The sequence below is a fragment of the Pseudomonas hygromyciniae genome (genome assembly GCF_016925675.1).
In the GTDB taxonomy this organism is placed as follows: Bacteria; Pseudomonadota; Gammaproteobacteria; order Pseudomonadales; family Pseudomonadaceae; genus Aquipseudomonas; species Aquipseudomonas hygromyciniae.
The window spans coordinates 5,583,674-5,608,489 of sequence record NZ_CP070506.1 but is presented as its reverse complement, the minus strand read 5'-3'; the positions used below and the strand labels follow the sequence as shown (position 1 = coordinate 5,608,489).

The 24,816-nt window shown below is 60.7% G+C and carries 23 protein-coding genes; 12 read left to right on the top strand and 11 right to left on the bottom strand.

Going from position 1 to position 24,816, the window contains the following annotated elements:
* Positions 1-27 precede the first annotated feature (27 nt).
* Positions 28-414 (top strand): MAPEG family protein, encoded by a 387-nt coding sequence (locus tag JTY93_RS25335; RefSeq protein WP_057960859.1) that lies wholly within the window; start codon positions 28-30, stop codon positions 412-414.
* Positions 415-655: 241 nt separating this feature from the next.
* Here JTY93_RS25335 and mltA read toward each other — a convergent pair whose 3' ends face one another.
* On the bottom strand, positions 656-1,837 hold the full coding sequence (gene mltA, locus JTY93_RS25330; protein ID WP_205476024.1) for a murein transglycosylase A: 1,182 nt from the start codon (positions 1,835-1,837) through the stop codon (positions 656-658).
* A gap of 128 nt (positions 1,838-1,965) precedes the next feature.
* On the opposite strand from mltA, the gene JTY93_RS25325 reads away from it, so the two are divergent.
* Positions 1,966-2,415: a c-type cytochrome gene (locus JTY93_RS25325; protein ID WP_090292295.1), complete on the top strand. Its 450-nt coding sequence runs from the start codon at positions 1,966-1,968 to the stop codon at positions 2,413-2,415.
* Between the two features lie 30 nt (positions 2,416-2,445).
* Here JTY93_RS25325 and JTY93_RS25320 read toward each other — a convergent pair whose 3' ends face one another.
* The 5 genes from JTY93_RS25320 to JTY93_RS25300 form a co-directional block, all read right to left on the bottom strand.
* Entirely contained in the window at positions 2,446-2,841 is a 396-nt protein-coding gene (locus JTY93_RS25320) for a DUF1090 domain-containing protein (RefSeq protein ID WP_169991491.1), read from the bottom strand.
* A gap of 81 nt (positions 2,842-2,922) precedes the next feature.
* Positions 2,923-4,605, bottom strand: coding sequence for an NAD-dependent DNA ligase LigB (gene ligB, locus JTY93_RS25315; RefSeq protein ID WP_205476025.1), 1,683 nt, complete (start codon positions 4,603-4,605; stop codon positions 2,923-2,925).
* A gap of 96 nt (positions 4,606-4,701) precedes the next feature.
* Positions 4,702-5,037 carry a DUF1090 family protein gene (locus JTY93_RS25310; protein WP_205476026.1) on the bottom strand — a complete coding sequence of 112 codons (336 nt, stop codon included), beginning with the start codon at positions 5,035-5,037 and terminating at the stop codon, positions 4,702-4,704.
* A 311-nt stretch (positions 5,038-5,348) separates the two neighbouring features.
* Positions 5,349-6,539 carry a methionine adenosyltransferase gene (gene metK / locus JTY93_RS25305; RefSeq protein WP_029297363.1) on the bottom strand — a complete coding sequence of 397 codons (1,191 nt, stop codon included), beginning with the start codon at positions 6,537-6,539 and terminating at the stop codon, positions 5,349-5,351.
* 19 nt (positions 6,540-6,558) lie between these two features.
* The gene (locus JTY93_RS25300) at positions 6,559-7,554 is read right to left on the bottom strand and encodes an ArsR/SmtB family transcription factor (protein ID WP_205476027.1); all 996 of its coding nucleotides are present in this window, start codon (positions 7,552-7,554) and stop codon (positions 6,559-6,561) included.
* A 259-nt stretch (positions 7,555-7,813) separates the two neighbouring features.
* Here JTY93_RS25300 and tkt point away from each other — a divergent pair, with 259 nt between their 5' ends.
* The 6 genes from tkt to fba all read left to right on the top strand — a co-directional run bounded on the left by tkt (position 7,814) and on the right by fba (position 14,167).
* Entirely contained in the window at positions 7,814-9,811 is a 1,998-nt protein-coding gene (gene tkt, locus JTY93_RS25295) for a transketolase (RefSeq protein ID WP_169991498.1), read from the top strand.
* A gap of 142 nt (positions 9,812-9,953) precedes the next feature.
* The gene (gene epd, locus JTY93_RS25290) at positions 9,954-11,009 is read left to right on the top strand and encodes an erythrose-4-phosphate dehydrogenase (protein WP_205476028.1); all 1,056 of its coding nucleotides are present in this window, start codon (positions 9,954-9,956) and stop codon (positions 11,007-11,009) included.
* Positions 11,010-11,026: 17 nt separating this feature from the next.
* Positions 11,027-12,190, top strand: coding sequence for a phosphoglycerate kinase (locus JTY93_RS25285; protein WP_169991502.1), 1,164 nt, complete (start codon positions 11,027-11,029; stop codon positions 12,188-12,190).
* A gap of 29 nt (positions 12,191-12,219) precedes the next feature.
* Positions 12,220-12,441, top strand: coding sequence for a hypothetical protein (locus JTY93_RS25280; RefSeq protein WP_205476029.1), 222 nt, complete (start codon positions 12,220-12,222; stop codon positions 12,439-12,441).
* Positions 12,442-12,500: 59 nt separating this feature from the next.
* A complete protein-coding gene (locus tag JTY93_RS25275; RefSeq protein WP_205476030.1) occupies positions 12,501-12,836 on the top strand; it encodes an MliC family protein in 336 nt (111 codons plus the stop codon).
* 266 nt (positions 12,837-13,102) lie between these two features.
* Complete coding sequence (gene fba, locus JTY93_RS25270; RefSeq protein WP_029297347.1) at positions 13,103-14,167, top strand: class II fructose-bisphosphate aldolase; 1,065 nt, start codon at positions 13,103-13,105, stop codon at positions 14,165-14,167.
* A gap of 102 nt (positions 14,168-14,269) precedes the next feature.
* Here fba and JTY93_RS25265 read toward each other — a convergent pair whose 3' ends face one another.
* From JTY93_RS25265 to JTY93_RS25255, 3 genes are all read right to left on the bottom strand, one after another.
* Positions 14,270-15,232: an IS110 family transposase gene (locus JTY93_RS25265; RefSeq protein WP_205518957.1), complete on the bottom strand. Its 963-nt coding sequence runs from the start codon at positions 15,230-15,232 to the stop codon at positions 14,270-14,272.
* Positions 15,233-15,533: 301 nt separating this feature from the next.
* A complete protein-coding gene (gene alr / locus JTY93_RS25260; RefSeq protein WP_205477998.1) occupies positions 15,534-16,763 on the bottom strand; it encodes an alanine racemase in 1,230 nt (409 codons plus the stop codon).
* Between the two features lie 131 nt (positions 16,764-16,894).
* Positions 16,895-17,560 carry a polysaccharide lyase family 7 protein gene (locus JTY93_RS25255; RefSeq protein WP_205477999.1) on the bottom strand — a complete coding sequence of 222 codons (666 nt, stop codon included), beginning with the start codon at positions 17,558-17,560 and terminating at the stop codon, positions 16,895-16,897.
* Positions 17,561-17,878: 318 nt separating this feature from the next.
* On the opposite strand from JTY93_RS25255, the gene JTY93_RS25250 reads away from it, so the two are divergent.
* Genes JTY93_RS25250 through JTY93_RS25240 form a run of 3 tightly spaced genes read left to right on the top strand, consistent with a single transcriptional unit; the run spans position 17,879 to position 20,856 of the window.
* Positions 17,879-19,999, top strand: a complete 2,121-nt coding sequence (locus tag JTY93_RS25250; RefSeq protein ID WP_205478000.1) for a putative bifunctional diguanylate cyclase/phosphodiesterase — start codon at positions 17,879-17,881, stop codon at positions 19,997-19,999.
* Positions 20,000-20,041: 42 nt separating this feature from the next.
* Entirely contained in the window at positions 20,042-20,542 is a 501-nt protein-coding gene (locus tag JTY93_RS25245; protein WP_205478001.1) for a M48 metallopeptidase family protein, read from the top strand.
* A 17-nt stretch (positions 20,543-20,559) separates the two neighbouring features.
* Positions 20,560-20,856: a winged helix-turn-helix domain-containing protein gene (locus JTY93_RS25240; RefSeq protein WP_029297334.1), complete on the top strand. Its 297-nt coding sequence runs from the start codon at positions 20,560-20,562 to the stop codon at positions 20,854-20,856.
* Positions 20,857-20,952: 96 nt separating this feature from the next.
* Here the strand turns inward: JTY93_RS25240 and JTY93_RS25235 are convergent, their stop codons facing one another.
* A complete protein-coding gene (locus JTY93_RS25235) occupies positions 20,953-21,405 on the bottom strand; it encodes a GNAT family N-acetyltransferase (RefSeq protein WP_205478002.1) in 453 nt (150 codons plus the stop codon).
* 255 nt (positions 21,406-21,660) lie between these two features.
* Between JTY93_RS25235 and JTY93_RS25230 the strand changes: the two genes are divergently transcribed.
* Positions 21,661-22,398 carry a substrate-binding periplasmic protein gene (locus JTY93_RS25230; protein WP_205478003.1) on the top strand — a complete coding sequence of 246 codons (738 nt, stop codon included), beginning with the start codon at positions 21,661-21,663 and terminating at the stop codon, positions 22,396-22,398.
* Positions 22,399-22,609: 211 nt separating this feature from the next.
* Here the strand turns inward: JTY93_RS25230 and yccS are convergent, their stop codons facing one another.
* A complete protein-coding gene (gene yccS, locus JTY93_RS25225) occupies positions 22,610-24,793 on the bottom strand; it encodes a YccS family putative transporter (RefSeq protein WP_205478004.1) in 2,184 nt (727 codons plus the stop codon).
* Positions 24,794-24,816 lie beyond the last annotated feature (23 nt).

Sequence of the window (24,816 nt, the reverse complement as noted above, 5' to 3'; positions counted from 1 at the left end):
CGGATAAAACCAAAAAAGGAATGAGTGATGACTGTCGCTTTCTGGTGTGTGTTGATCGCAATTTTTCTGCCTTACCTGTGTACCGGCGTGGCCAAGTTCAGTGGCGGCAAATTCGGGCCTCGGCAGAACCATGACCCTCGGGCCTTCCTGGAGACCCTGGAAGGGTTTGCCAAGCGCGCCCACAGCGCACAGCTCAACAGCTTCGAAGTGACCCCGGCGTTTGCGGCGGCGGTGATTATTGCCCACCTGGCGGGCAACGCGGAACTGGTGACCATCAACGTACTGGCTGTGCTGTTTATCACCAGCCGCCTGCTGTACATCATCTGCTACCTGGCGGACTGGGCGATCTTGCGTTCGCTGGTGTGGTTCGTGGGCATGGCGTTGATTGCCAGCTTCTTCTTCGTCTCGATCTAAGGCGCGCAGGCAGTGCCTGCTTGCTGTGGCGAGCGGGCTTACTGTGGTGAGCAGGCTTGTTGTGGCGAGCGGGCTTGCCCCGCGCTGGGCTGCGAAGCAGCCCCAAAACTAACCGCTATGGAGTATCTGATACACCGCATTTGACTTACTGGGGCTGCTTCGCAGCCCAGCGCGGGGCAAGCCCGCTCGCCACAGAAGCCCGCTTGCCACAGTAAGGCTGCTTGTCATAGCAGGCCGGCTCCTACAGGGGGGTATCCGGCACTTTGGGTAGCGCTGCGCCCTTGGGCCACAGCATCCAGATCTGGCCCTGCTGCTTCATATTCCCGGCTAACTCGCCCGCAGCATCACCCGTGCCCCAGAACAGGTCCGCACGCACCTCACCGACAATCGCACCCCCTGTGTCCTGGGCCGCTACAGGCCGTACGACCGGCGTGCCATCGGGGCGGGTGGTCGATAACCACAACAGGCTGCCCAGGGGGATGACCTTGCGGTCTACCGCCACGCTGTAGCCTGCGGTCAGCGGCACGTTCAGCGAGCCGCGCGGGCCTTCATTGCTGTCGGGCCGGGTGCTGAAGAAAACGTAACTGGGGTTGCTCGCCAACAGTTCCGGGATCCGCTGCGGGTTTGCCTTGGCCCAGGTGCTGATTGCGCCCATGCTGACCTCTTCTTTCTTCAATTCGCCTTGTTCCACCAGCCAGCGGCCGATCGGGCGATAAGGGAACCCGTTCTGGTCGGCATAGCCCACACGCAATTGGCGACCATCAGCCAGCTGGATGCGGCCAGAGCCCTGGATCTGCAGGAATTGCAGGTCCATCGGGTGGGTCAGCCAGGCAATCGGTTTGGCACTGGAACCTTGTTGGTTAATGGTGCCAGCATCGTCATAGGGCTTGAGGACCCGGCCTTCCAGACGCCCGCGCAGGCGTTTGCCCTTGAGTTCGGGGTAGATGCTTTCGAGGTTGACGATGATCAGGTCGTCCGGCACGCCAAACACGGGGACATGGGCGGTTTTGGTTTCGGTGAGGCTGCCTGGGTAGACCGGCTCGTAGTAGCCAGTGATCAGGCCATTGGGCGTGTTGTCCGCCGAGCGCAAGCCGTAGACGTCCAACTGTTGCTTGAGAAAGCCGCGGATATCGCCGGCATTGCCCGGCACATTGGCCGCTGCAGCACAGGTGGTGCCCCATATCGGATCGTTCTTCAGGCGCTGGCAGGCACTGCGCCAGGATTCGAAACCGGCTTGCAGGTCGCTGTCCGAAACCACTGGCAGGGCGTCCCAGGGGGCGCTGACATAGGTCGCTACGGCGTGGGGTTTTTCGGGCGCAGGCGTGGGGGCAGGGGCGTTGCCGCCGTCGCATCCGGCGAGCAGCGCGATCATCGGCAGCGCCCACGCCAGTCGGCGGTTCCAGGGGGTCAACAGGTTATTCATACAAGTAAATTCCCAAGGCGATTGCCCGCGCAGGTTATGGCGCAAGCATCCATATTATTAATAGGGCTATTGGTCTTTGCGGGCGGGGCGAGGATACTGGCCGCCGTTTCCCGTGACCCTGAGCCACCATGACTTTTAAAAAACTGACTGTTGTATTGCTGGCCTGCCTGACGCTGACTGCTTGCGGTGGCGTTGATCCGAACTCGCCACTGGGCCAGCGCAAGGCCATTTTCAAGCAGATGCTCAAGACCGGCGAAGACCTGGGTGGCATGCTGCGCGGTCGCATCCCGTTCGACGGGGCGAAATTTGCCGAAGGTGCGGTCAAGCTCGACGCCCTGTCCCATGAGCCGTGGAAGCATTTTCCAACGGTGCGCGAAGAAGATCACACCAGCGCCAAGGACGATGTATGGCAAAAACAGGCGCAGTTCCAGGAACTGGCGCGCAACCTTGAGGCGGCCACCGGTGAATTGGTGATCGCCAGCCAGGTACAGCCTTATAAGGCCAGTAACCTGGGGCCGGCCGTGCAGAAAGTCGAAGATGCCTGCAGCGCCTGTCATAAGCAGTTTCGCGACCATTGAGCCTGATCGGGCAAGAAAGTCGAATACGCCTTACTTGTCCAGGTCGTCGAGGGCTTGCTGCAACTCTTTGCGCGATTCGGCGAGCTTGTCCTTACGCTTGTTGATCTTCTCGGAGTCGCCCTTTTTCATGGCCTTGTCGAGGTCGGCCTGACGGCGGCTGACTTCGTGCTTGGCATCCAGCACTTTGTTCTCGCGTTCCTTTTTCAGGGAGGCGTCGGTGCAGTGGGCGGTGACTTCGCTCAAGGCTTTTTCCAGGCCGGCTTGTTGTTCGCTGTTGCCGTGGGCCTTGGCTTGTTCGATCTGCACGCTGATGGCCTGGCGCTTGGCGGCGCAGCCGGTCAGTTGCGGGGCAGTCTCGGCAGCCAGCAATGGCGTGCTCAGTAAGCTGGTGACGGTCAGCAGGGCAAGCGGTGCAAGAAACTTCATGGAAACTCCAAAGTAAACAAGATCGTTGTCAGGTGGGCAGGATGATTTCTGCCGGCACCGGTTAATGTAGCGGGCCCGGGACTAAAAGCCGTCTATCCCGGCAGCCCGTAGCGTTTCACTCATGGCCACCACCTGAGGGTCGCGAAAAAAGGCGCTCAACTGCGCCGCGCGTCCCGGGCCGATTCCCGCTTCGGCCTGCCAGGCTTGAGTGTCTCGGGCGGCCAGGGCCTGCCAGCCGCCCGCGAGGTTGTTACGGGCGGTAGGTGGAACCCCCAGCGCCATCAGCCATTGTGCGAACGGTCGCTGGCGCGCAACTCGCAGGCCCGCAAGCAGGCGTGCACTGCTGCGCTCACCGAATCCGTCAATGGTAGCAAGCTCTGTCTCATCAAGGTTCAACCAATCCACCAAGCCGCTGATTTGACCGGCCTGTATCAAACTGTTCCAGGTCTCGCGGCCTATGTGTGGCAGGTCCAGTCCCTGCTTGCCACTAAGCCAGGAAAGCCGGGCCAGCAGTTGCTCTTCACAGGCTGGGGTCAGCCGCCAGCAGCTCAGGTGATGGAAATCACTCGCGACAGGCACCTTGATATCAGCGCGTGGATGGCTACGCAGGATGACTTGGTCGAGCCTTGGGATCACTTGGCCAGCAAGGCTGATGGATATCTGGTCGCCAGGACGGATATCCAACGCCTGCCAACGCTTCAGGGAACCGATGCTGACGCGCCTGATCTGGCGGTCGTCGAGCAGCACCGGGTGCAGCTCCAGGATCGGCGTGATGCGGCCGGTGCGGCCGATCTTGAACTGCACCTGGCGCACATGGGCCAGGGCTTTGATAACCGGGTATTTCCAGGCAACCGCCCAATACGGCGTACTGGCCTGCCAGCGTTCGGCCGGGGCACGCCGGCTTTGGTGCAGGACCACCCCGTCGGTGGCGAATGGCAGCGGCTGACCATGCCAAAAGGCACGCCAGTGACGGGCCTGTTCGAAGTTATCGATAGGTTGGCTGTAGCGCTGGCTGTCGCTAAAACCCCAGCGTGCCAGGCTGTCCAATTGCTGCTTGAGGTCTGCCGGCCCTTGGGGCCAGGCCCAGACAAACAGGCCGATACCTGCGGCGTCGATGTCGCTGAGTTGTTGGCGATTCATCAGCCCGGAGATTTTGCTGCGGGCATTCATGCCGCCTGCCTCGCCTTGTATATGGGCCTCAAGGCGCCAATACAGCTCACCTTGCACAAGCAGGTCAATGGCCTCGGGCAGTCGTTGCACAATACCGGGGATTCTGCGGGCCGAGGCGGTCCAGTCCTGGCCTAGCAGACCATCGCCGCGGCTGATGACCTGGGCCAGGCGCCCCCCACGGTAGACCAGGGTAACGGCCACGCCGTCGACCTTGGGTTGTATCCACAGGTCGCTGCGTGTGCGGATCCAGTCTTCCACGGCGCGGTCGTTGATCAGCTTTCCAAGGCCCGTGTGCGGGACGGGGTGGGCGATGGTGCCCCGGGCGCTGGACAGTGGGTTGTCGGCCGGTGATGCCACCTGCGCAAAGCAGCCCCTCCATTGCTCCAGCCGCCTGCGGGCCTGGTCGTAGAGCTCATCGCTGATCGGGGATTGGCCGAGCCGATGGTAGCTGTCATCCCACAGGCTGATTTGCCGTTGCAGGGCGGCTGTTTCGTCCCGGGCCTTGTCGGCTGGCCAGTCCGGGCAGTCTTGTGCCCAGGCGACGATAGGGAAGAGCATCAACAGTAGGTAGTGCAGCAGGCGTGGCGTCATCATGAGCATCCTTGCTCTGAAGGGGGCGCCCAGCCTAAAGCAAGCAAACACCCATAAAAAAGCCTCGCAGGCGCGAGGCTTTTTACTGGGTGTTTCTGCTTACTTGAACAGACCGCCCAGGGCTTTCACGGTGTCGTTGCTGTCAGCCTTGGCCTGCTGCTTTTGTGAGGCTTCGTCGAGCTTGCCTTGGGACTCGCCGACTTTTTTGCAACCTTTGTTTACCTGGTCCAGTGCAGCCTGCATGGCCTTCACTTTCATGTCTTCGCCATTGGCTTTGGCGGCATCGACCTTGGCTTGCAGTTCCTGGCTCTGTTTTTCGCAGTTGCCGGTTGCGCCGCCCAGTTGGGAAGTCAGGGCGCTCAGGTCAGCGGCTTGCACTGGCAGGGCGAACAGGCTGAACAGGACGGCAGCAGGGGCGAACGTGGAAATACGCATGAAAAACCTCAATGTTCGATTGCCTGCGCACTTGGCTGTCCCGAGCGGGCGCAATGCAATATCCAGTGTGGTTGAACGCTCGGGAGGGCGCGGATTCTAGTAGGCCATCATTTGGCCTGCAAGGGTTGGATCCAATTAATGTGAACTTGTAGGGGGCGAGCTTGTTCGCGAGGGCGTCGACAATAACGCGGGAAGCCTGATGCCCCGTGGAGTTCTGGAGATTTTCGCGAGCAAGCTCGCTCCTACAATTTAAGGCAATAAAAAGCCCTGCCGGGCGAGCCGGGCAGGGCCTTGGGTGCTACGTGCTGCGATTACAGACCGGCAGCGGTGCGCAGGTCGTCAGCGCGGTCGGTTTTTTCCCAGGTGAACGTGGTGAACGTGTCGTCGCCGACCGTCTTCTGTTCAGGGGTGCGACCGAAGTGGCCGTAGGCCGCGGTTTCCTGGTACATCGGGTGCAGCAGGTCGAGCATGGTGGTGATTGCGTACGGACGCAGGTCGAAGATCTCACGCACCAGCTTGACGATCTTGTCGTCGCTGATCTTGCCGGTACCGAAGGTATTCAGCGAGATCGACGTAGGCTGTGCCACACCAATGGCGTAGGAAACCTGAATCTCGCAACGCTCGGCCAAGCCGGCGGCGACGATGTTCTTGGCCACATAACGACCGGCGTAGGCTGCCGAGCGGTCAACCTTGGATGGATCCTTGCCGGAGAACGCGCCACCGCCGTGACGGGCCATGCCGCCGTAGCTGTCGACGATGATCTTGCGCCCGGTCAGGCCGCAGTCGCCCACCGGGCCACCAATGATGAACTGGCCGGTCGGGTTGATGTGGAACTGGGTGTCCTTGGTCAGCAGTTCGGCAGGCAGCACGTGCTTGACGATCAGCTCCATCACGCCTTCGCGCAGGTCTTTGTAGGAGACTTCCGGGTTGTGCTGGGTCGACAGCACCACGGCGTCGATACCCACCACTTTGCCGCCTTCGTAGCGGCAGGTCACCTGGGACTTGGCGTCCGGGCGCAGCCAAGGCAGCAGGCCGGATTTACGGGCCTCGGCCTGGCGCTTGACCAGTTGGTGGGAGAAGGTGATCGGCGCAGGCATCAAAACGTCGGTTTCGTTGCTGGCGTAGCCGAACATCAGGCCTTGGTCGCCGGCGCCCTGGTCTTCCGGCTTGGCACGGTCGACACCCTGGTTGATGTCAGGCGACTGCTTGCCGATGATGTTCATCACGCCGCAGGTCGCGCCGTCGAAGCCGACGTCGGAGCTGGTGTAGCCGATGTCGGTGATCACGTCACGGACGATCTGCTCCAGGTCGACCCAGGCCGAGGTGGTGACTTCACCGGCGATGATCGCCACGCCCGTTTTCACCAGCGTCTCGCACGCCACGCGGGCGAACTTGTCTTCAGCAATGATGGCGTCCAGCACCGCATCAGAAATCTGGTCGGCGATTTTGTCCGGATGCCCTTCAGACACGGACTCGGAGGTGAAAAGGGAATATTCGCTCATCTCGATGTTTTCCTGATATTTACCGATGGTGAGTGTCGCCAGATGGCCGCTGAAAGTGGCGGACCTGAATCTGGAAACCATTACGTAAGCCTACATACAGGCTTTCCCCGGGAACGAGTCCCGCAGCGGTGGCCCAACGGGCCAGATCGTCCTGTTCAAACCCCAACCATAGATCACCGCAGGCCTCCCTGGCCCAACTCTGGTTGTGGCTGCATAAATCAGTTACCAGCAGGCTGCCGCCCGGTTGCAGCAAACCGGCCATTTGCTTGAGGGCATCGGCCGGCGCGGCAAAATGGTGCAAGACCATGTTCAGCACCACGCAATCGGCTTGCAGCCCTACATCATTCAAGGCATCGGCCAGCCGTAGGCTGACGTTGCCCAAGTGCTCGCGCTCGCACAGCTGGCGCGCCAGTTCCAGCATGGCCGGGCTGTTGTCCAGCGCCGTCACCTGGTGGAAGCGGCGTGCCAGGTCCGGCAGGAACCCGCCATCGCCCGGCCCGACTTCCAGCGCCGTGGCGCCCTGGTTGAAGCCCAGTTTGTCGAGCAGCGCCAGCACGCTTTCGCGGTATTGAGGCAGCCCGGCAATCAGGTCCTGCTGGGCGCGAAACTTGTCCGCCACCCGTGAGAAAAAGTCCTGGCTGGCGGCGGCGCGTTGCCCATGGACCTGAGCGATGCGCGATTGCACGTCAGCCGGCAGGGCCAGGTTGTCTACTTCTTCGAGCAATGCCGCGTGCAGCTTGCCACCCAACAAATCAGTGTGGGGCAGGGCGCGACGGTAAAAAATCGCATTGCCTTCACGGCGGGTGGCTACCAGGTCGGCCTGGGCCAACACCTTCAAATGGTGGCTCATGCCGGATTGGCCGATGGCAAAGATCCGCGCCAGTTCCAGCACGCCAAACGAGTCGTTGGCCAGGGCGCGCAGTACATTCAGGCGCAGCGGATCGCCGCCGGCCTTGCACAAGGCCGCCAGCTCATCGCAATCGTCGGGGCGAATGGAAGGCGCAGGTAAGTTCATAAGGCCAGCAGTCTAGTGATGAGGTCAAATCCTCGCAAGGCCAATATCAAAAAGTTTTGATATTGGTCGATAATCGGTGGTTATAAGCAGGCGCTATAACCTTTAGACGAACGGCGGGAAGTGTTCTTGCTGTCAATGCAGTCCAAACCACAGGAAAAACCCACATAAGTCGGTATCTGTCATTGCCCCTGAGGCCTTGGCTGAGGGAAAATGCCGGTCCTTTTTTCCGTTTCTTTTATTCAACCCCAGGAGATCAGCGATGCCCAGCCGTCGTGAGCGTGCCAACGCCATTCGTGCCCTCAGCATGGATGCCGTGCAAAAAGCCAACAGCGGCCATCCCGGTGCCCCGATGGGCATGGCGGATATCGCCGAGGTACTTTGGCGTGACTACCTGAAACACAACCCGAGCAACCCATCGTTCGCCGACCGTGACCGTTTCGTGCTGTCCAACGGCCATGGCTCGATGCTGATCTATTCGTTGCTGCACCTGACCGGCTATGACCTGTCCATCGACGATCTCAAGCAGTTCCGCCAACTGCACAGCCGCACCCCGGGCCACCCGGAATTCGGCTACACCCCAGGCGTGGAGACCACCACCGGTCCCCTGGGCCAAGGCCTGGCCAATGCCGTGGGTTTTGCCCTGGCAGAAAAAGTCCTGGCGGCGCAGTTCAACCGGCCCGGTCACAACGTTGTCGACCACCACACCTACGTGTTCCTGGGTGATGGCTGCATGATGGAAGGCATTTCCCACGAAGTCAGCTCCCTGGCCGGTACCCTGGGCCTGGGCAAGCTGATTGCCTTCTACGATGACAACGGCATCTCCATCGACGGCGAAGTCGAAGGCTGGTTCACCGACGACACGCCAAAGCGTTTCGAAGCCTACAACTGGCAGGTGATCCGCAACGTCGACGGCCACGATCCGGAAGAGATCAAGACCGCCATCGAAACCGCGCGTAAAAGCGAGCAGCCGACCCTGATCTGCTGCAAGACCACCATCGGTTTCGGTTCGCCGAACAAGCAAGGCAAGGAAGACTGCCACGGCGCCCCATTGGGTGACGCGGAAATCGCCCTGACCCGTGAAGCGCTGAAGTGGAACCATGGCCCGTTCGAAATCCCGGCTGATATCTACGCCGAGTGGGACGCCAAGGAAGCCGGTCGCGCTGCAGAAGCCGAGTGGGACCAGCGTTTTGAAGCCTACGCCGCTGAATTCCCGGCATTGGCCATTGAGCTCAAGAGCCGCCTCAACGGTGACCTGCCGCTGGACTTCTCGGCCAAGGCCGACGAGTACATCGCTGAAGTGGCCGCCAAGGGCGAAACCATTGCCAGCCGCAAAGCCAGCCAGAACGCCCTGAATGCCTATGGTCCACTGCTGCCTGAGCTGCTTGGCGGTTCGGCTGACCTGGCCGGTTCCAACCTGACCCTGTGGAAAGGTTGCAAAGGGGTCTCGGCTGAAGACGCCAGCGGCAACTACATGTACTACGGCGTACGCGAGTTCGGCATGAGCGCTATCATGAACGGCGTTGCCCTGCACGGCGGCCTGGTGCCGTACGGCGCGACCTTCCTGATGTTCATGGAATACGCACGTAATGCCGTGCGCATGGCTGCGCTGATGAAGAAGCGTGTGATCCACGTGTACACCCACGACTCCATCGGCCTGGGCGAAGACGGCCCGACGCACCAGCCGGTCGAGCAACTGACCAGCCTGCGTACTACGCCGAACCTGGACTGCTGGCGCCCATCGGACGCGGTCGAATCGGCCGTGGCCTGGAAACACGCGATCGAGCGCAAGGACGGCCCTTCGGCGCTGATCTTCTCGCGTCAGAACCTGCAGCACCAAGTGCGTACCGACGCGCAGATCGCCGCTATCAGCCGTGGCGGCTACGTGCTCAAGGACTGCATCGGCGAGCCGGAGCTGATCCTGATCTCCACCGGTTCCGAAGTGGGCCTGACCGTTCAGGCCTACGACAAGCTGACCGCCCAAGGCCGCAACGTACGTGTTGTGTCCATGCCGTGCACCAGCGTGTTCGAAGCCCAGGACGCGGACTACAAGCAATCGGTCCTGCCGTTGCAGGTCAGTGCGCGTATCGCCATCGAAGCGGCTCACGCCGACTACTGGTACAAGTACGTGGGCCTGGAAGGCCGCGTGATCGGCATGACCACCTACGGTGAGTCGGCGCCGGCGCCAGCGTTGTTCGAAGAGTTCGGTTTCACCCTGGAAAACATCCTGGGTCAGGCTGAAGAGCTGCTGGAAGACTAAGGCTGTAGATTGGGGTAGCTGTACTGACGCCTTCGCGAGCAAGCCCGCTCCCACATTTGGAATGCATTTCAACTGTGGGAGCGGGCTTGCTCGCGAAGGCGGCGGCACATTCACCCCATTACCCAAGGTAATCGAGAACCCCATGCCTCAACCCCTTCCCTACAAAGTTGCACTCAACGGCTACGGCCGAATTGGTCGTTGCGTCTTGCGTGCTCTGTTCGAGCGAGGGGCGACGGCCGGGTTTGAAATTGTTGCGATCAACGATCTGGCTGATATGGCCAGCATCGAATACCTGACACGCTTCGACTCCACCCACGGCCGGTTTCCCGGCGAAGTGCGGGTCGACGGCGATTGTCTGCATATCAATGGCAACTGCGTGAAGGTTTTGCGCAGTGCCGCGCCCGAGGGCATCGACTGGGCGGCGCTGGGCGTCGACCTGGTGTTGGAATGCTCTGGTGCCTATAACACCCGTGCTGATGGCCAGCGCTTCCTCGACGCCGGCGCACCACGCGTGCTGTTTTCCCAGCCGATGGCCAGCGAGGCGGATGTCGACGCCACCATCGTCTACGGTGTCAACCAGGACTGCCTGACCGGTGACGAGTTGCTGGTGTCCAACGCCTCCTGCACCACCAACTGCGGTGTGCCGCTGTTGCGCCTGCTGGACCAGGCGATTGGCCTGGAGTACGTGTCGATTACCACCATTCACTCGGCGATGAACGACCAGCCGGTGATCGACGCCTATCACCATGAAGACTTGCGCCGCACCCGTTCGGCGTTTCAGTCGGTGATTCCGGTGTCCACCGGCCTGGCCCGCGGTATCGAACGCCTGCTGCCGGAACTTGCCGGGCGAATCCAGGCCAAAGCAGTGCGCGTGCCGACGGTGAACGTGTCGTGCCTGGATATCACCATGCAAACCGTCAGCGATACCGATGCCGCCGAGGTCAACCGGATCCTGCGTGACGCCGCCACCAGCGGCCCGCTCAAAGGCTTGCTGGCCTACACCGAGCTGCCGCACGCCAGTTGTGATTTCAACCACGACCCGCATTCGGCCATCGTGGATGCCAGCCAGACCCGTGTTTCCGGACCAAGGCTGGTGAATATCCTGGCCTGGTTCGATAACGAATGGGGCTTTGCCAACCGCATGCTCGACGTAGCAGAGCACTATCTGCACATCGCTACTAAACAACCTCAACAGTAATTCAGGAACTGCGACCCATGACCGTGTTGAAGATGACCGACCTCGATCTGCAAGGTAAGCGCGTACTGATCCGCGAAGACCTCAACGTCCCAGTCAAGGACGGTGTAGTCACCAGCGATGCGCGAATCCTGGCCTCGCTGCCGACCATCAAGCTGGCCCTGGAAAAAGGCGCGGCCGTGATGGTCTGCTCCCACCTGGGTCGTCCGACCGAAGGTGAGTTCTCTGCCGAAAACAGCCTCAAGCCTGTAGCCGATTACCTGAGCAAGGCCCTGGGCCGCGAAGTGCCGTTGGTGGCCGACTACCTGGGCGGCGTCTCTGTTGCGGCCGGCGACATCGTGTTGTTCGAGAACGTGCGCTTCAACAAGGGCGAGAAAAAGAACAGCGACGAACTGGCCCAGCAATATGCGGCGCTGTGCGACGTGTTTGTGATGGATGCTTTTGGCACCGCTCACCGCGCCGAGGGTTCAACCCATGGCGTGGCCAAGTTTGCCAAGGTGGCCGCTGCTGGCCCGCTACTGGCTGCCGAGCTGGATGCACTGGGCAAGGCCCTGGGCGCACCGGCCCAGCCAATGGCCGCCATCGTGGCGGGCTCCAAGGTGTCGACCAAGCTGGACGTGCTCAACAGCCTGAGCCAGATCTGCAACCAACTGATCGTTGGCGGCGGCATTGCCAACACCTTCCTGGCCGCTGCTGGCCACCCGGTCGGCAAGTCCCTGTATGAGCCGGACCTGCTGGACACCGCCCGCGCCATCGCCGCCAAGGTCAGCGTGCCGCTGCCGGTGGACGTGGTGGTGGCCAAGGAATTCGCCGAAAGCGCCGAAGCCACCGTCAAGCTGATTGCTGACGTGGCGGCTGACGACATGATCCTGGATATCGGCCCGCAAACTGCTGCGAACTTCGCTGAACTGTTGAAAGCCTCCCAGACCATCCTGTGGAACGGCCCGGTCGGTGTGTTCGAGTTCGACCAGTTTGGCAACGGCACCAAAGTGCTGGCCAAGGCGATTGCCGAAAGCTCGGCCTTCTCGATTGCCGGTGGTGGCGACACCCTGGCGGCCATCGATAAATATGGCGTTGCTGAGCAGATCTCCTACATTTCTACCGGTGGTGGCGCATTCCTTGAGTTTGTCGAAGGCAAGGTACTGCCAGCCGTTGAAGTGCTGGAAAGCCGAGCCAAGGGCTGAGGCCCAGGGTCTGGAAAAGGAGCATTCCCATGATCAAGCCATTCGCGCTGGTGATTGCGGCAGGCCTGTTGGCCGGCTGCGGCAGCGCGCCCAAGGAGTCGCCAGAGGCCCCAGGGGCTGCGCCGCACACGGGCTGCTACCAGGCCGACTGGCAGGCGGAGACCATGCCGGTGATCAGCAAGCGCATAGGGCCCGACGGGCTGGAGAAGTACGATTCCCCGCCCAAAGGTAAGGAACAGGGTTGCCCTTGATGGGTCTGATTCACTAACCGACAGCACTGGCGGCCCAGGCCGCCGTTCGAGGATTGGCAATGAAAGGCGTTATCGCCCTGGCAGCGCTGGCTTTATTAGCCGGTTGCGCCAACCTGAACATGTTCAACAAGGCAGAGCCCCAGCAAGACACATGGACCACCTGGGTGTGCGACAGCCAGGCCCAGGTGAACTGGCGGTTTGTCGATAGCGACCGCAAGCAGGTAGATGTGCGCCTTGGCGGCTCCGACCAGGTGTATCGCCTCAAGGAAGACGTGGCGGCCTCCGGCGCGCTGTATAGCAATGAGCAGTTGGCATTTCACACAAAGGGTGAGGAAGGCCTGGTGTATTGGGTCGCCACCGACGATTTGATCGGCCGGGGCTGTAAGGCCCAGTAATACAGAACACTGAAGATCTCATGTAGGAGCGGGCTTGCCCGCGAAAGCGGTGGGTCAGTTGGCGAATTCGGTGCCTGGCACACCGCTTTCGCAGGCAAGCCAGCTCCTACATGATTCGGTTCCAGATTGGAATTTGGGTCAGCCCCAGTAGCAATAACGATTCAGCAGACCAAGGCTCAACCCCTTGATCTGCAATAACTTGAATAGCAGCCGCCGCTACGGCAGGCTTGCACGATTAACGACCCTCGACCGGGAGAGACAACACAATGGCACTTATCAGCATGCGTCAAATGCTGGACCACGCAGCCGAGTTCGGCTACGGCGTCCCAGCCTTTAACGTCAACAACCTTGAGCAGATGCGCGCCATCATGGAAGCCGCTGACAAGACCGACTCCCCAGTGATCGTCCAGGCTTCGGCCGGTGCGCGCAAATACGCCGGTGCCCCGTTCCTGCGTCACCTGATCCTCGCGGCAATCGAAGAATTCCCACACATCCCGGTGTGCATGCACCAGGACCACGGCACCAGCCCTGACGTGTGCCAGCGCTCGATCCAACTGGGCTTCAGCTCGGTGATGATGGACGGCTCCCTCGGCGAAGACGGCAAGACCCCGACCGACTACGACTACAACGTACGCGTCACCCAACAGACCGTAGCCCTGGCTCACGCCTGTGGTGTGTCGGTAGAAGGCGAGCTAGGCTGCCTGGGTTCGTTGGAAACCGGCATGGCCGGTGAAGAAGACGGCATCGGCGCCGAAGGCGTGCTGGATCACAGCCAGATGCTGACCGACCCTGAAGAAGCCGCTGACTTCGTCAAGCGCACCCAGGTCGACGCCCTGGCCATCGCCATCGGCACCAGCCACGGTGCCTACAAGTTCACCAAGCCACCTACCGGCGACGTGCTGGCGATCGACCGCATCAAGGAAATCCACAAGCGCATCCCCAACACCCACCTGGTGATGCACGGTTCTTCCTCGGTACCGCAAGAGTGGCTGGCGATCATCAACCAGTACGGCGGCGACATCAAAGAAACCTACGGCGTACCGGTTGAAGAAATCGTCGAAGGCATCAAGCACGGCGTACGCAAGGTCAACATCGACACCGACCTGCGCCTGGCGTCCACCGGTGCAATGCGTCGCCTGATGGCCACCAACCCGAGCGAGTTCGACCCGCGTAAATTCTTCGGCGCTACCGTGACTGCGATGCGTGATGTGTGTATCGCACGTTATGAAGCGTTCGGCACTGCCGGCAATGCTTCGAAGATCAAGCCGGTGTCGTTGGAAGCGATGTACCAGCGGTATCTGAAAGGTGAGTTGAACGCCAAGGTGAACTAAGCCTAAAGCGTTTAAAAAGAAACCCGCAGCGATGCGGGTTTTTTATGAGCGGCTTATAGCCGAGCCCGACCTTCCAAACGCTGAAAAATAATGTGGGAGATTCTATGTTGCAGGTAAACCCTGCAACTTTAAGTTCGGCTGGTATTCGCTCTGGTTTTTCATCAGCGCGAATGCCACCCGGCAGAGCTTGCGGGCGAGGATCACCAGGGCTTGGGTCTTTGCCAGTCCCCGGGCCAGGTAAGACTCGTAGTACGGTTTCCAGGTCGCAGATCGGCTAGCGGCCATCGCTGCGTTGTGAGCAAGGCGCCGCAACTCTGAATCGCCCTTTTTACTCAAGTGCCGAGGGCCGGCCTTTTTTCCGGAATCTTTTGGTCTCAGATCCATCCCCAAGAAAGCGATGAATGCATCGCCATTGGCGAACTGACCGCGCATGAAGGCTGTCGCTAGACCAGTAGCCGTAAGATCACCCACTCCCTCAATGGCTTTGCAGCGCTTGATATTTTCGGTGATGCCCGCCTCTTTACTGACCTTGTGCAGCAACTTCTGAATGACCTGCTCAGCTTGTTTGAAGGACTTTAACTGCTGGGCCAACTCGTCTTTCAAAAGCGGTTCGCCTGACCAGCTCAGTGTAAGGCTTACACGCAAGTTGATAAGCTCTGCACGTCGGTGTAGCAAGCTTTTCAATAACTTGTAAGCCTGCGGAGGTGGACTCCAGAGCCGTAGCCGTTTCTGCTCGCTGCTCAGGTAGCGCGCTAATAAACGTGCATCACAAGGGTCGGTTTTCGCCCGCTGGCCAATGCTTTCGCGGTAATGGCTCAACCGATAAGCGTCTACAACGTAAACCCGATGTCCTATTTCATGGGCGAGTTCAGCTGTGTCCAAGTGGTAAGTGCTGGTGGCTTCCAGGGCAATTGAGCTGTTGGCAGGTAATGTGTTGAGCCAGCGACCAAGAGCATCGCGGTCGTTGGCAATGGCTTGAGTGGCGTTGAGGTCTTCGCGGTAGGCAACGATTTCGGCCTTGGCCACATCGATACCCACAACCGTTGGTGAAGTAAGGATTGTCATAACTAATCCTCGGAGCTAGGGTTTAAGGGCTTGTCGGGGTCTATCCCAGCGCTGGCTTGCCTCTATTGTCGGTTTTCCCGATGAATTCCTTATCGGCGCTTAGGGTAGAAAGGGCGGGACGAGAAGTCTCCCACGGTCCGTACTGGCTAGAGTCGGAATCGGGCTTTTAGTCGCCGCCCACCCCTTCAAGTCTAAACATACAAGCGGGCTTGCTCGCGATTGCGGTGGTTCAGCCAATACATTTGTTGCCTGACCCACCGCCATCGCGGGCAAGCCCGCTCCCACATTTGATTTGCGGTGCTTATTGATCAACCAGCACTTTGGGGTTCGAGTTGCCCCAGACGGTGTAGAGATCCGCCAACAACGCCCCATTGATATCCTCAACCTCGGCCTGGCTCGTCTGCACATTCCCCTGCTTGCCAAACAGCACCACCTCATCCCCACTCTTCACGCTCGGCACATCGGTCACATCCACCATCAAGGTGTTCATCGACACCTTGCCCACCACCGGCACCCGATGCCCATTGATCAGCACGATGCCTTTATTGGTGAACGCTCGGCGATAGCCGTCGGAATAGCCCACGGTGATGTTGGCCAGTTTCGAATCCCGCGCCAGGGTGTAGGTGCGGTCGTAGCCGACGGTGTTGCCCTTGGGGTAGCTGTTGACCGAGGCCACGTGGGACTTGAACTGCATCACCCGCTTGTACTCGGTGAACGATGGCACGGTGTCGCCGAACAGCAGGCCGCCGGGGCGCACCATGTCCAGGCGGGACTCGGGCACTTCCAGGGTGGCGAAGGAGTTGGCGGCGTGCAGGGTGATTTTGCTGCGGTCCAGTTGGGCGACGTTGATCAGCCAGTTGGCCTGCTCGTTGAAGGCCTTGAGGCCGGCGCGCACGTCGGCGGCGTCTTCGACGGCGAAGTGGGTCATGATCGCCTTCACTTCCAGGTTCGGTACCTTGGTGATGGCCACGGCATCGCGCCGGCCTTGGGCGGTGGTCATTTCTACGCCGTTGCGGCTCATGCCGCTGGAGTTCAGGCCCAGGTGGACCACCAAAGGGCGGCCATGATGTTCGGCGATCAGGCTGGCGCGCACGGCGAAGTCGAGGTTGCCCACCAGCTCTTCGACGTTGTATGGCAGCGCCGCTTCCAGCTCGCTCAACGCGGCGGTGCGTACGCGGATCAGTTGGCCCTTGAAGCCGCTTTCACGTACGACGCGGGCTTCTTCATTGCTGGCCACGCCCACGCAAGGTACGCCGAGCTTGATCACCGACGGCATCAGCAGGCCGATACCGTGGCCATAAGCGTCCGCTTTGAGCACGGCGCAGATTTTCGACTTGTCGGCGAGGCTGGTTTGCAGGGTGCGGATGTTGTGTTCGAACGCGGCTTTGCTGATCTCAACCCAGGCGTTGCTGTCTTGGATATTGACCTGGGCCACCCCGTCGGTCATCGACAACGGCGGAGCAGCGAAGGCCGGGTTTTGCAGCAGAACCATGCCCATGGAAAGGGCGAGTAGGGTGCGAGTGAAGGGCATTGGTGAGTCTCCATGACTTTCTTATAGGGAAGCATTGCGCGTGCGCGGCGCCATACTCGAATTGTCCTACAAAAAAGTCGAGACCCAGGGTCGCGGTTCTGTCCTAAAGCGTCGTGAGAATGATCGGACTGTCAGTTGTGATCGATATCCAGTTTGGCAAATGTCACTTTGCCACCCTCTTTGCTGTCGCCGCTGTTGTCTTGCACATACACACCGGCCTTGAAGTACAAAGGCTTTTTGCCCCAGGCCGCGCCCAGGCGTTCGTTCCATTGGCCGTTGGCGGCTTCAATGTTCAGCAGGCCGGCCTTGTTCAGGTGGATGACGTAGGTGAAGTTGCGCTGCAGTGGCACATTCTCGGCCACGATGATCACCCGACCTTTGCTGTCATCCGGGCGCATGCGCACTTTGGCGACGATGTTGCCGGTCTGGGTTTTTTCCTTGTACTGGTATTCGACTTTGACCAGTGGTTTCTGGCTGTCATAGGCGTGGATCTGACCGATGACAATCTTGCCCGAGGAGGGCACCTGATTGATGGCCAGGGTGGCGCGCAGGTAGTTATCGGCTTCGGGATAGGTCCAGTTGCGCAGCCGGCCATCGGCATAGGTTTCGCGCAGTTCGCTGCGCGGGTAGATCGCGTTTTCGGTGCGGGTACCGGTGACGGGGGACCAGAATTGCGCGCTGCTGCCTTCGGCCTGGAAGTACTTGCCCTTGAAGCCGCTGAGCAGTTTAGGCGTGTCGATGGTGGCGGGTGGAGTGCCAACAGGGATGCTCAGGTTCCAGGTGGACAGATCAATCATGGAGTGCGCCTTTGTTGTACGAAAGAGGGGTCAAAAGGCTTTGGCCCGAGGGGTGGCGCGTTCTTTATAAGCGGCTGGTAACGGTTTGTTAATGATTTTCAGGCGGTTTATTGGCGTCAATAGCCTGTCAAAAAGCCATCTTTCCCGTAATCCGGGGGCTGTAGCGCCTGACCGTTAGTCGGTTGTGTGCGCTTTGGCGCAATGATGCTCCCGTCGTGCCTTCTGCTTTAAGGGATCCGAGGCTAGAGTGACTCCACATTAAGTGTCTGGTTTTGTCTCAAAATTGACCGGAACGAACCCTCAAGGAAGAGATGCAGCATGGAATCCGCTCCAACCCTGGCCGAAGGCTCTTCAGTGCTCCTGGTGGTCGATGACTACCCGGAAAACCTGATCAGCATGCGCGCGCTCCTACAGTGCGAGGACTGGCAGGTGTTGACCGCGGGCTCCGGCGAGGAAGCCCTGGGACTGCTACTGGCGCGTGATGTCGACCTGGTGTTGCTGGATGTGCGGATGCCGGGCATGGACGGCTTCGAAGTGGCGCGTTTGATGCGCGGCAGTCAGCGCACCCGCATGACGCCGATCATCTTCCTGAGTGCCACTGAGCAATCGCCCGCCGCCGTGCTCGAAGGCTATGCCAGTGGCGCCATCGACTACCTGTTCAAACCCTTTGACCCGAATATTCTCAAGCCCAAGGTCCAGGCCTTGCTGGAGCATCAGCGTAACCGCCGGGCCTTGCAGCGTCTGAGTCATGACCTGGAGGCGGCTCGGGCCTTTAATGCCTCGGTGCTCGACAACGCCGCCGAGGGCATTCTGGTGGTGGGCGAAGACGGGGTAGTCAGCTACGCCAATCCGGCCATTTCACGATTGCTCAATGCCACGGTGGACGAGTTGCAAGGCCAGGCGTTCCTGGGCTTCCTGCAAAAACCCCATATGCCTGACTGGTTCAGCTGCGAGCTGTATACCGGCTACCTGCGTGGCGAAACCTGGCGCCTGCATGATGCAATCCTGCGCACCGCACCCGGCCAGCAGTTGCCGGTGGCGATGTCCTGTGCGCCGTTGCCCCCGGAGCAGAGGGCCATGGTGGTGACTGTGCAAGACATGTCGCAGGTGCGCCATCTGCACCAGCAACTGGAGTCCCAGGCCGTCACCGACCCGCTCACCGGGTTGCTCAACCGGCGTGGTTTTTACCAGACCGTGGAGACGATCCTGCTGCGCAACGAGCGTAGCGAGCATGCCATGGTGCTGCTGTACATGGACCTGGACGGTTTCAAGCGGGTCAACGATTCGGTGGGGCACGACGCCGGCGACCGGGTGCTGCGCTGGGTCTCGGAGCAATTGGAACTGTGCCTGCGCAGTTGCGACATTCTTGGCCGCCTTGGTGGGGATGAGTTCGTCGCGTTGCTGGAGCTGGAATACGCGGAACAGGCCGCCAAGCTCGCCGAACAGTTGATCGAGCGGGTATCGATCTGCCAGCAGGTGGATGGCCTGGAGGTCATGCTGGGGGTCAGTATTGGCATCGCCACGTTCCCCGATTGCGGCCGCGATTTGTCCGGCCTGCTGCGTGCCGCCGATATCGCCATGTACGAAGCCAAGCGGGCAGGGCGTCAGCAATATCGCTATTACGATCAGGAAATGAACGGCCGGGCCCGCTCGCGCCTGATGCTTGAAAGCAGTGTGCGCGAGGCCATCGACCACAAGCAGGTGACGTTGGTGTACCAGCCCCAGGTGTCCCTGCTGGATGGGCACCTGCGCGGTGTCGAAGCCTTGTTGCGCTGGCAGCATCCGAGTGTGGGCGACGTGCCGCCTGGGTTGTTCATGCCCTTGCTGGAGGAGGCGCGCCTGATCAGCCAGCTCAGCAGTTGGATTTACCATCAGGTGGCATTGGCGCGCCAGACCTGGGCATCGGTCATGAGCGACGAATGGGTGCTCAGCGTGAGCCTGAGCAGCAGCCAGTTCAATATGCCCAACCTGGTGCCTCAACTGCAGCAGGCACTGGAGCGACATGGGCTGCACGGGCGGCAACTGGAAGTGGAAATCGCCGAAGAAAGCCTGATGCACAATATTGAAGAGTCCACCAAGCAGCTCAGGCAGCTACGACACCTGGGGGTACGCATAGCCCTGGATGACTTCGGTTCGGGCAACTGCTCCCTGGCCCATCTGCGTGACCTGGAGTTCGACACCCTCAAACTCGACCCCGGCCTGGTGGCCCGCGTGCTCGGCTCGCCGCGGGAGGCGGCGCTGGCCCGCAGCATTATCGAACTGTGTGGGCACTTCGGCTTGCTGGTGATTGCCGAAGGTGTAGAGACCCTTGAGCAGTGCCACTGGTTGCAAGCCAATGGCTGCCAGTTTATCCAGGGGCCGCTGGTGGCCCTGCCCCTCACAGTCAAAGAGATTTCCCTGTGGCCACAGCCTTTCGCGCTGCGCGCAGGCCCCTGCTGAATTCGCTACACTGGCGGCCTCAAGCCCCTGCCGTTCGAACCCATGACTGCGCTGAAATACCTCCAGGCCTATCCCGCCGCCCTGCAAGAGCAAGTACGCCAATTGATCGCCAAGGATCAACTGGGCGACTACCTGCAGCAGCGTTACCCCGAGCGCCATGGGGTGCAGAGTGACAAGGCGCTGTACAACTACGCCCAGGCTCTGAAGCAGGAGCACCTGCGCAACGCGCCGCCCATCGACAAGGTGCTGTTCGACAACCGCCTGGACCTGACCCACCGCGCCCTTGGCCTGCACACCACGATCTCGCGGGTGCAGGGTGGCAATCTCAAGTCCAAGAAAGAGATCCGCATCGCCGCGTTGTTCAAGGAGGCCGCGCCGCAATTCCTGAAAATGATCGTCGTCCACGAACTGGCACACTTCAAGGAATCGGACCACAACAAGGCGTTCTATAAACTCTGCGAATACATGATGCCCGGCTACCATCAGGTGGAGTTCGACCTGCGGGTGTACCTGACTTATCGCGACTTGCAGGGCAAGTGCTAATCACAAGGCGACCGATCATGGACGTGAGTAAGACCAAGAGCAGTTTCTACCGCCGCCTGTATGTGGCGTACCTGATCGACAGCCAATTGGCCAGCAGCGTCCCGGCGTTGACCGAGGTGACGGGCATGCCCCGGCGCACGGCCCAGGACACCATCGCGGCGTTGGCGGATCTGGATATCGTCTGTGAATTCGAGCAGGAAGATGGCGCCCGCAACCATGCCGGGCACTACCGGATTCGCGACTGGGGGGCGATTGACCGGGGCTGGATCGAGCGCAACCTGGTGCAGGTCAAGCAGGTGTTGGGTTACCCCTGAAATTGGGCTGGCAGGTCTGACGCTATCGCGGGCAAGCCCGCTCCCACATTTGATCGCAATCGACCTGTGGGAGCGGGCTTGCCCGCGATAGCGATCTCAAGCGCGCCGCATACCAATATGTGGAATGTCGTCTTCAAGGTAGACCTCACCCTCGACCTTGAACCCACATCTTGCGTAGTACCCCTGCAAATGCGCCTGGGCTGAGAGAAAGATCGGCATCTGCGGCCAGATATCGTCGATCTGTTTGAGGGCTTCTTCCAGCATCTGGTGGCCCAGGCCGGTGCCTCGCGCGGCCTCGGCCACGAGCACGCGGCCGATGACCACGTCGTCGCCATTCAGCTCCGGATCCAGCAGGCGCAGGTAGGCCACCAGTTGATTGTCCTGCCAGGCCATCAGGTGGTGGGTATCGCCCTCCAGGTCCTGGTTATCGATGTCCTGGTAGACGCATTTCTGCTCTACCACAAACACCTCCGAGCGCAGGCGCAAAATGGCATAGAGCTGTTCCTTGCCCAGATCATTGTGGTGCTTGCAAACCCAATCGACAGTCATCGTTCCATCTCGCTTAAAGACCTGAGCCGAATAGTAGTGCCCTGGCCGGCGACTGTCTTGGGCGATAGTGCAAACACGTGGAAAACCCTGTTTTTTGTGAGTGACGTCAATTTGCCATCATTGAGAGCTTTCGCGGCCTGCTTCTTTGTGTAATCTGCTGTACATCGCGAGCGATAAGCTACAGTCAGAACCTGGAAGTACTCCCGCCAGCGTCATCGCCCGCCAGAATCTGCCCGCTGTGCAAGGACAATAAGCATGCTGCGATTATCTCGTGCCGTTGCTTTGATCGTATTGCTGTTGCTGGCCCCTACAGTGGCCGCGGAACGCTTGCGCCTGGTGGCGGATGCGTGGCCGCCGTTTACCGATGCGACCCTGATCAATGGCGGCCTGGCTACCGATATCGTCAGCACCGCCCTGGCGCGTGCCGGCTATGCCAGTGATTTCGAGCAAGTGCCGTGGGCGCGCGCGTTGATGGGCGTGGGGGATGGGCGTTATGACGTGCTGATCAATGCCTGGTACGACGAGGCGCGCACGCACTTGGGGCAGTTTTCCGCCGAGTACCTGCTCAACCGTGTGCGTTTTATCAAGCGCCGCGCCGATCCCATCGAGTTCCAGAACCTTCAGCAACTGCACGACTACCCCGTCGCGGTGGTGCGCGGTTACGCCTATTCGGCAGATTTCGATGCTGATCCAAAACTGCAAAAAGTCCCGGTGCATAACTTTGCCATGGCCGTGCGCATGCTGGCTGCCCAGCGCGTGCGGCTGACGGTTGAGGATGAGTATGTCGCACGCTTTTACCTGGCGCGGGAATCGCCCAGGGTGCGCAATGCCGTGGAGTTCCTGCCCAAACCCTTGAGCGAAAACAGCCTGCATATTCTGGTCAGCCTGAAAAACCCCAAGCACGAGCAGATCGTTGCCGGGTTTGATCGGGAGATCAGCAAGATGAAGGCCGATGGCAGTTATGCGCGGTTGCTGAAGCAGCATGGGATGTAGGGGGTTCTAGGTCCCCATCGCAATACGAACGCCTCCCCCCTGTGGCGAGCGGGCTTGCCCCGCGTTGGGCTGCGCAGCAGCCCCAAAACCAGCCGCTACGTTTTATCTGATACACCGCACTCGGCTTACCGGGGCTGCTTCGCAGCCCAGCGCGGGCGATGCGGCGTTCCGACAAGCCTGCTCGCCACAACAGCATTTATGCGAGGGCGGCCTAAGCCGCGCTAGTCTCCTTGATCAAATGCGCCGCCAGCGTACGCAACGGCCCCAACTGCCGACAGATCAACGCCAACTGCGTCTGCACCAGGCGCTGGGCTTCGTCGATCTCATCCGGCATTTGCTCCAGCTCTACCGCCAGCGCTTCCTCGGCATCGCTTTGCACCGCGATCGGCTGTTTGTTCGCAAGCCCTGTGGCAATTTCGTCAATGCTGCTGGCGAGGGTCTTGCCCGCGCCTTCGATCAGGTGTTCGCGCATGTCGGCCGGCAGTTGGGTATCGCGGTGCGCACCCAGGCCCGACAGGTAGCTGAGCAAGGTGTGGGACAGCACCAGGAAGCGGAAGCCCACGTCGGCTTCCTTACGGAAATGCCCCGGTTCCATCAGCATGTTGGCCAGGGTGGTGGACAGCGCGGCGTCGGCGTTGTGCGCATTGCGCCGGGCCAGGCGGTAGGCCAGGTCGTCGCTCTTGCCGGCGGCATATTGCTGCATGATCTGGCGCAGGTAGATGCTGTTGCAGGTCAGGGTGTTGGCCAGCACCTTGTTCAGGCGCCGGCCCTGCCAGTCCGGCAGGAACAGGAACACCGCCAGGCCGGCGATCAGGCTGCCAAGCAGGGTATCGAACAGGCGCGGCAGGAACAGCCCGTAGCCATCGCCCACCTGATTGAAGCAGAACAGCACCATCAGGGTAATGGCGGCGGTGGCCAGGGTGTAGCGGGTGGTGCGGTTGATAAAGAACACCAGCCCGGCGGCGATGGCGAACATCGATTGCACCAGGGGGCTGGGGAACAGATCGAACAGCGCCCAGGCCACCGTCAGGCCGATGGCCGTGCCGACGATCCGCTGGCCGAGCTTGCGCCGCGTCGCGCCGTAGTTGGGCTGGCAGACGAACAGGGTGGTGAGGATGATCCAGTAGCCTTGGGACGGATGGATCAAATGCACCATGCCGTAGCCCACACTCAGCGCCAGGGGCAGGCGCAGGGCGTGGCGGAACAGCAGCGAAGTCGGGGTCAGTTGGGTGCGCAGGCGCGTCCACATTTCCTTGAGGTTGCGCGGCGAACGGTCCAGCAGGCTGCTGTCGCTGGCATCGGCCAGGCTGTCGGGGTTGCTGGCATCACTGAGCAGGCGGTCGAGGGTCGACAGGTTGGCCGCCAGCGCCCGCAGCGAACGCAGAAGGCCGCGCCAGGCTGGGTTGCTCTGGATACGCAGGTGTTCCAGGGATGCATTCAGGTCGCCCAGGGCTTCGGCGAAGCTGGCGTCGTAGACAAACGGCTGGCGCAACTGGATCGACTCGGCGAGGGCTTGGCAGGCCTTGCCTTGCTGGCGCAGCAGGCGCTGGCAGCGGAACAGCACGTCACTGTGGAAGAACGCCTCGGCCAGCGCGTTGTAGGGGTAGTGGGAGGAGCTGGCGCGTTCGTGGATGTCCTGGGCCAGGAAGTACAGCTTGAGGTAGCGGCTGACCTTGGACCCCGGCCGGCCATTGCCGACACGGTGCAGGATGATTTCCTTGGCCGCATTGAGTGCGGCCACCACCCGGCCATTTTGTTGGGCCAGTTCCAGGCGCCGCGCTTCTACGTCCAGTTGGCGAATAGGCTCGAACAGCGATGACTTGAGCTTGAGGTAACGCCCCAACTCGCGAAACAGCCGGGCCAGGCTCTGTTGCACCGGCTGGTTGGAAAACATCGCCTGCCACAGCACCGACAACGCGCCATACCAGGCGGCGCCGGCCACCAGCAGCAAGGGTTCGTGCCAGAAGTCGGTGACGGCGCCACCGCGCTGATCCACACCGATCATGGTGTAGACCGACAGAATCAAAGTCGCTGAGGCGATCGCCCCATAGCGCTCGCCGAGGGCGCCGAGCATGGTCAGGCAGAAACTCGCCAGGGCGATGGCGATGGCGAAAATCCACGGGTACGGAAACAGCAGCTCCACCGACAGCGCCGCCACGCTGAAACACACCAGCGTCACCGCCAGGGCGTTGAGGCGGCCTTGCCAACTGTCATCGGTCTCGGCCAAGGCGCTGGCGATAATCCCCAGGAACAGCGGGATCAGCAGCGACATTTCATCCTGATACCAGCACAGCGCCATGCTGCCGGTGAGGGCGATAAACACCCGTACGCTGTAACTGAACTTATCCAGTGCCCAAAGGCGCCGCATGGACTGCTTGAACGAGGTCGAGGACATGAAGTCTGGGGTCTTCCGGGACG

Excerpts from the sequence above, each read along its gene's own strand:
- JTY93_RS25335 (WP_057960859.1), top strand. The coding sequence starts at position 28 with ATGACTGTCGCTTTCTGGTGTGTGTTGATCGCAATTTTTCTGCCTTAC.
- mltA (WP_205476024.1), bottom strand. The coding sequence starts at position 1,837 with ATGAATAACCTGTTGACCCCCTGGAACCGCCGACTGGCGTGGGCGCTG.
- JTY93_RS25325 (WP_090292295.1), top strand. The coding sequence starts at position 1,966 with ATGACTTTTAAAAAACTGACTGTTGTATTGCTGGCCTGCCTGACGCTG.
- JTY93_RS25320 (WP_169991491.1), bottom strand. The coding sequence starts at position 2,841 with ATGAAGTTTCTTGCACCGCTTGCCCTGCTGACCGTCACCAGCTTACTG.
- ligB (WP_205476025.1), bottom strand. The coding sequence starts at position 4,605 with ATGATGACGCCACGCCTGCTGCACTACCTACTGTTGATGCTCTTCCCT.
- JTY93_RS25310 (WP_205476026.1), bottom strand. The coding sequence starts at position 5,037 with ATGCGTATTTCCACGTTCGCCCCTGCTGCCGTCCTGTTCAGCCTGTTC.
- metK (WP_029297363.1), bottom strand. The coding sequence starts at position 6,539 with ATGAGCGAATATTCCCTTTTCACCTCCGAGTCCGTGTCTGAAGGGCAT.
- JTY93_RS25300 (WP_205476027.1), bottom strand. The coding sequence starts at position 7,554 with ATGAACTTACCTGCGCCTTCCATTCGCCCCGACGATTGCGATGAGCTG.
- tkt (WP_169991498.1), top strand. The coding sequence starts at position 7,814 with ATGCCCAGCCGTCGTGAGCGTGCCAACGCCATTCGTGCCCTCAGCATG.
- epd (WP_205476028.1), top strand. The coding sequence starts at position 9,954 with ATGCCTCAACCCCTTCCCTACAAAGTTGCACTCAACGGCTACGGCCGA.
- JTY93_RS25285 (WP_169991502.1), top strand. The coding sequence starts at position 11,027 with ATGACCGTGTTGAAGATGACCGACCTCGATCTGCAAGGTAAGCGCGTA.
- JTY93_RS25280 (WP_205476029.1), top strand. The coding sequence starts at position 12,220 with ATGATCAAGCCATTCGCGCTGGTGATTGCGGCAGGCCTGTTGGCCGGC.
- JTY93_RS25275 (WP_205476030.1), top strand. The coding sequence starts at position 12,501 with ATGAAAGGCGTTATCGCCCTGGCAGCGCTGGCTTTATTAGCCGGTTGC.
- fba (WP_029297347.1), top strand. The coding sequence starts at position 13,103 with ATGGCACTTATCAGCATGCGTCAAATGCTGGACCACGCAGCCGAGTTC.
- JTY93_RS25265 (WP_205518957.1), bottom strand. The coding sequence starts at position 15,232 with ATGACAATCCTTACTTCACCAACGGTTGTGGGTATCGATGTGGCCAAG.
- alr (WP_205477998.1), bottom strand. The coding sequence starts at position 16,763 with ATGCCCTTCACTCGCACCCTACTCGCCCTTTCCATGGGCATGGTTCTG.
- JTY93_RS25255 (WP_205477999.1), bottom strand. The coding sequence starts at position 17,560 with ATGATTGATCTGTCCACCTGGAACCTGAGCATCCCTGTTGGCACTCCA.
- JTY93_RS25250 (WP_205478000.1), top strand. The coding sequence starts at position 17,879 with ATGGAATCCGCTCCAACCCTGGCCGAAGGCTCTTCAGTGCTCCTGGTG.
- JTY93_RS25245 (WP_205478001.1), top strand. The coding sequence starts at position 20,042 with ATGACTGCGCTGAAATACCTCCAGGCCTATCCCGCCGCCCTGCAAGAG.
- JTY93_RS25240 (WP_029297334.1), top strand. The coding sequence starts at position 20,560 with ATGGACGTGAGTAAGACCAAGAGCAGTTTCTACCGCCGCCTGTATGTG.
- JTY93_RS25235 (WP_205478002.1), bottom strand. The coding sequence starts at position 21,405 with ATGACTGTCGATTGGGTTTGCAAGCACCACAATGATCTGGGCAAGGAA.
- JTY93_RS25230 (WP_205478003.1), top strand. The coding sequence starts at position 21,661 with ATGCTGCGATTATCTCGTGCCGTTGCTTTGATCGTATTGCTGTTGCTG.
- yccS (WP_205478004.1), bottom strand. The coding sequence starts at position 24,793 with ATGTCCTCGACCTCGTTCAAGCAGTCCATGCGGCGCCTTTGGGCACTG.